Origin of the sequence: Frankia sp. BMG5.23 (assembly GCF_000685765.2) — a bacterium.
GTDB lineage: Bacteria > Actinomycetota > Actinomycetes > Frankiales > Frankiaceae > Frankia > Frankia casuarinae.
The window spans coordinates 1-4,363 of record NZ_JDWE01000017.1 but is presented as its reverse complement, the minus strand read 5'-3'; the positions used below and the strand labels follow the sequence as shown (position 1 = coordinate 4,363).

Genomic DNA, 4,363 nt, shown 5'->3' with positions numbered 1-4,363 from the left:
ACAAGAAGGACTGGGACGGTAAGGACAAGAAGGGCCGGGACGACAAGGGTGGGCACCAGAAGGACGGCTGGGACTGGAACTGGGACTGGGCCTGAGCTGACGAGAGGACCTGGACGGAGCGCCACTGAAATATGGCGAACCGCTAGGAGAAACGTGTAGCGGCGTTGGCGAGGGTGTCCGGAACGGATTCCGATCGGCAATGCCCGCCCGGGTTCTTTGGCCGGCGCGGTGCCGGACACCATGGCGCTGCGGTGTCCGGCACTCACGTTTCATGGCCATCACGCGCGGGTGGCGGGAATGTGGCGCTCCGGCTTACCTCCGGCGGGCGAGGATGCGGTAGGCGTTCGACCGGCTGCCGGCGGTCAGATAAGGCCGGCTCATCGCGTCCAGGGCCAGGCCTGCCACGAATGCGGGGACCATGGCGGCCGCGGTCAGCGCCCGGACCCTCCGCGGGCGGCCCGGCTCCTCCTCGGTGCGCCACGCTGAGGACGGTGACGGCGCGACAGTCTGGAGCAGCCCGTACAGGGCCATCACCGGGTCCCCCCGCTGATGGACGTCACCGAACCGGATCTCCTGGACCGCGAAGCCACGTTCGCTCAGGGCAGCCGCCAGATTGGCCGCCGGCATAAGGTGCTGATGTTGCGGAATCAGCCATCCCGGCCACAGTTGGCGGTACATACGGGCCGCGGGGCTCTCCGGATTCGGTACCTCGAGCAGCAGATGGCGGCCCGGGGCCAGCGCGAGTGCGGCGGCATCCAGTTCGGCCAGCGGATCCCGGGTGTGTTCGAGGTAGTGGAACATGCTGATGACGTCGTACTGGTCAGCCAGATCGGCGGCGATATCGGGAAATAATCCGCGGTAGGCCCGATCCACCCAGCGTCGGCGTTCCGCCTCCTCGATGCCCGCCCCGATGTCGAGTGCGTCGAACGACGTCGTCGGCCAGACCGTTCTCGCCACGTTACAGAAATGTCCATGGCCGCCTCCCACGTCCAACCAGCGACGGGGCGTCGGTATCGACAGGCTGGCCCGGTGGAGATAAGGGCCCGGGCTGAATCCGAAGACCTCCTCGATCATGGCGGCGCCGAGCCCGTCGTAGAAGTCCCGGTAGTAGAAGTCCAGACCTTCGAAGGAGAGTCGGGGATTCTGGAAGACGTGGCCGCAGTCGCCGCACCGGTCGTAGCGGAACCGGCCGGGCTTCCCCTGGGAGACGTCGCGGCCATTCATGCGTACGGAGAGGTCGTTTCCGCCGCACCACGGGCAGGTCGTGCGAGGCGACTCGAGGAACCGGTCAAGACCGCCGGCGAGCTCCCGCCGGTACTGGGATCTCTTCTCGGCGATCTCCGTGGGGGTGAGCCTGCCCGCCGTTCTGATCGGTCGCGGAGCCCGCGGGCACGTCGCCGGGTCCGGGCCGATGGTCGGTGCGCCGAGAAGATCACGGGTTCGGCTCGGCATCCCCACCAGCTGGAGGAGGGCGCCGCGTCGCCGCGTCAGCATGCTGCGCCGCAGCGTCCCGGGCGTCACCCATAGTCGGCTACCGCCCACGGCGACCGGCTGCAGCCAGGACATCGTCACCGCCGCGAGTGCCGCGAGCGGGTTGCTGGTAGCCCCGAGCAGGATGGCGGCGTCCCGCAGCGCGGGCAGCACCCGTCTGGCGGGCTCCCACGCATAGGCGGCGCGGTGCACGGACAGCCGGGTGCGCCCGTCGTCCGGCTCGGCACCGACCAGGCCGGGCAGCACGGCGAGGTCGGTGGACGCGGCGGCGTGCCGTTTGCACGTCTCGAGCACGGCCACGAGCTCGGCCTCGGTGAGGTCGGTGAGGTCGGTGAGATCGGTGCTGTCCGCGGTGGTGAGGCCGGTGCGGGCCAGCACCTCTGCATCGACGAGCACCGCTTGGAAGGCACCGCGACCGCGGGCCAGCCGGGCTGACCGGTAGGTGGACGGGTCGACCATCCGCGCCAGGTCGAGGATCCGGTGCGCCGACATCTCGGCCGGGACCAGGTCGAGGACCTCGCAGCCGTGCCGACGCGCGTACGCGTCGGCCGCGCGGCGATGCTCGGGGCCGAGACGCACTCCGGAAGCGAGGAGGAGGACGTACGGCGGACGCTGCGCGTGAGGGTCGTCCGAGCCGGGCGCGCCCCCCGGGGGCCCATGGTCCACCGATTCGATGACGTCGATGGCACCTACCCGGCCGCGCAGCCGGATGCTGTTGAGGCCGATCCCCACACACGCGGCTACCGGGAGCCAGCCACGACGCCTCACCATCGGCCTCCTCTGAATATTTGATCCGCATCCGGTCCGCTGTCGGGAAGCCCCCGCAAAATACCTCTTGCCTCCGAATTGCAGCCGAAGCTTCACCGACCGCTCCGCGCTGCGCGGCTGAACCGGGTGGTCAGGCTGAACCGGGGCGGAACACGCAGCTGGGTTCGGCCGCACCCGCCGCGGCACGGGAGAACGTCACCGCAGGCACGCCGGAGCCCTGCGTCAGGGTCACGGGACTGGTCTGATTTTGATCTCCAGCTCTGGCGGTGGTCCGGCGGTGGGCGCGTCCTGGGCGAGGCGGTTCCAGAACTGCTCGACCATGGGTTGCAGCGGGCGAGGGCCGAGTTCGCGGATCAGGATGCCCAGCGCCTGGGTGTGCTCTGGATCGGGCTTGGTGGAAATGCCGGCGGCACGTAGGTCGCGGACCTGGCTGAGGGTGAGGTCGGCGAGCAGGATGATCAGCTGACCGTTTGTATAGCCTGCCGTACCGTCGGACAGCATGAGTATCCGAGAAGCCGTCATCGTCAACACCGCGTCGACCGCGGCCTTTGCAAGGCAGATCGGCCAGACCGCCTACTCCGCCTCGAAGGGCGGGCTGCCCGAGGTGACCCTCGGGGTGATCCCGGGCGCGGGCGGCACCCAGCGGCTGGTGCACGCGGCCGGCAAGGCCACGGCGATGCGGATGCTGCTCACCGGCGAGCCGATCATCGCCGCCGACGCGCTCGCCGACGCGCTCGCCGCCAGGCTGGCCGCCGAGGTCGTCCCCGACACCGGAACCCTTGCCACCGCGACGAAAATCGCCGAACGGATCACCGACAACTTTACCGGCCACTGAGGACAGACTATGATCTACCGATCATCGTGGATGACCGAGGAGCTCGACCAGCTCCAAAACCTCACCCGCACCTTCCTGGCCAAGGAATCCGAACCCAACCACGGGCGGTGGACCGAGCAGCACGCGGTCGACCGCGAGTTCTGGAACAAGGCCGGCGAGATCGGCCTGCTGTGCATCAGCTGCCCCATTGAGTACGGCGGCGGTGGCGGCACGTTCGCGCACGAGGCCGTGGTGTTGCGCGAGCAGGGCTACATCGCCGACGACTGCTGGGCCTACCTGGTGCACAGCCCGATCGTCGCGCACTACATCAACGCCTACGGCAACCACGAGCAGAAGCAGCGCTGGCTGCCCAGACTGGCGTCCGGTGAGTTCGTCGGCGCGATCGCGATGACCGAACCGGGCACCGGTAGCGACCTGCAGGCCGTGCGCACCACCGCCCGGCGTGAGGGTGACCATTACGTGATCAACGGTGCAAAGACGTTCATCACCAACGGTACCCACTGTGACCTGCTCATCATCGTGGCCCGCACCGGCAACGCGCCCGGCGGCAGAGGGCTGTCGCTGATCGTGGCGGAAACCCAGGGGCTGCCGGGGTTCGAACGCGGCCGGGTGCTGCAGAAGATCGGCGCGATGGGCACCGACACCCGCGAGCTGGCCTTCACCGACATGCGGGTGCCTGCGGTCAACCTGCTCGGTCCGGCCGAGGGCCAAGGCTTCGTGCAGCTGGTACAGCAGCTGCCGCAGGAACGGCTGTCCATCGCGGTGAATGCCGCGGCCGCCGCCGAACACGCCGTCGACTTGGCCATCGCCTACGCCAAGGAGCGCACGGCGTTCGGCAAACCCCTGCTGGAATTCCAGAACACCCGGTTCGTGCTCGCCGAGTGCCGTACCGAAGCGCTGGCGCTGCGCACCTTCATCGACCACTGCATCACCGAGCATGTGGCCGGCCGGCTCGACGGAGCAACCGCGTCCATGGCCAAATACCTGGCCACCGACAAGCAGTGCGAGATCGTCGACCGCTGCCTACAGATCTTCGGCGGCTACGGCTACATGACCGAGTACCCCATCGCCCGCATGTACGCCGCCGCCCGCGTCCAGAGGATCTACGGCGGCACCAACGAAATCATGAAGGAGCTCATCGCCCGCTCCCTCTGACCGGCAAGAGACCAACCACGCCTGGAGCCGGGTCTGTTCGGTACGTGGGGGGTTCGGGGGGTTCGGCCCGCCCGGTGGACATGGCGGAACGACAAGGTCCGCCTCCGCGCGGAC

The 4,363-nt window shown here is 68.8% G+C and carries 4 protein-coding genes; 2 read left to right on the top strand and 2 right to left on the bottom strand.

What is annotated here, in order from left to right:
- Window positions 1-312: 312 nt before the first annotated feature.
- Together BMG523DRAFT_RS10155 and BMG523DRAFT_RS10150 are read right to left on the bottom strand one after the other, a co-directional pair.
- On the bottom strand, window positions 313-2,262 hold the full coding sequence (locus BMG523DRAFT_RS10155) for a class I SAM-dependent methyltransferase (protein ID WP_200923103.1): 1,950 nt from the start codon (window positions 2,260-2,262) through the stop codon (window positions 313-315).
- A 225-nt stretch (window positions 2,263-2,487) separates the two neighbouring features.
- The gene (locus BMG523DRAFT_RS10150; protein ID WP_049760852.1) at window positions 2,488-2,760 is read right to left on the bottom strand and encodes a hypothetical protein; all 273 of its coding nucleotides are present in this window, start codon (window positions 2,758-2,760) and stop codon (window positions 2,488-2,490) included.
- Here BMG523DRAFT_RS10150 and BMG523DRAFT_RS10145 point away from each other — a divergent pair.
- Window positions 2,759-3,094: an enoyl-CoA hydratase-related protein gene (locus tag BMG523DRAFT_RS10145; protein ID WP_023840467.1), complete on the top strand. Its 336-nt coding sequence runs from the start codon at window positions 2,759-2,761 to the stop codon at window positions 3,092-3,094. The two genes, BMG523DRAFT_RS10150 and BMG523DRAFT_RS10145, sit on opposite strands and share 2 nt — an antisense overlap.
- 9 nt (window positions 3,095-3,103) lie before the next feature.
- The gene (locus BMG523DRAFT_RS10140; RefSeq protein ID WP_043590993.1) at window positions 3,104-4,249 is read left to right on the top strand and encodes an acyl-CoA dehydrogenase family protein; all 1,146 of its coding nucleotides are present in this window, start codon (window positions 3,104-3,106) and stop codon (window positions 4,247-4,249) included.
- Window positions 4,250-4,363: the final 114 nt, after the last annotated feature.

Excerpts from the sequence above, each read along its gene's own strand:
- BMG523DRAFT_RS10155 (WP_200923103.1), bottom strand. The coding sequence starts at position 2,262 with ATGGTGAGGCGTCGTGGCTGGCTCCCGGTAGCCGCGTGTGTGGGGATC.
- BMG523DRAFT_RS10145 (WP_023840467.1), top strand. The coding sequence starts at position 2,759 with ATGAGTATCCGAGAAGCCGTCATCGTCAACACCGCGTCGACCGCGGCC.
- BMG523DRAFT_RS10150 (WP_049760852.1), bottom strand. The coding sequence starts at position 2,760 with ATGCTGTCCGACGGTACGGCAGGCTATACAAACGGTCAGCTGATCATC.
- BMG523DRAFT_RS10140 (WP_043590993.1), top strand. The coding sequence starts at position 3,104 with ATGATCTACCGATCATCGTGGATGACCGAGGAGCTCGACCAGCTCCAA.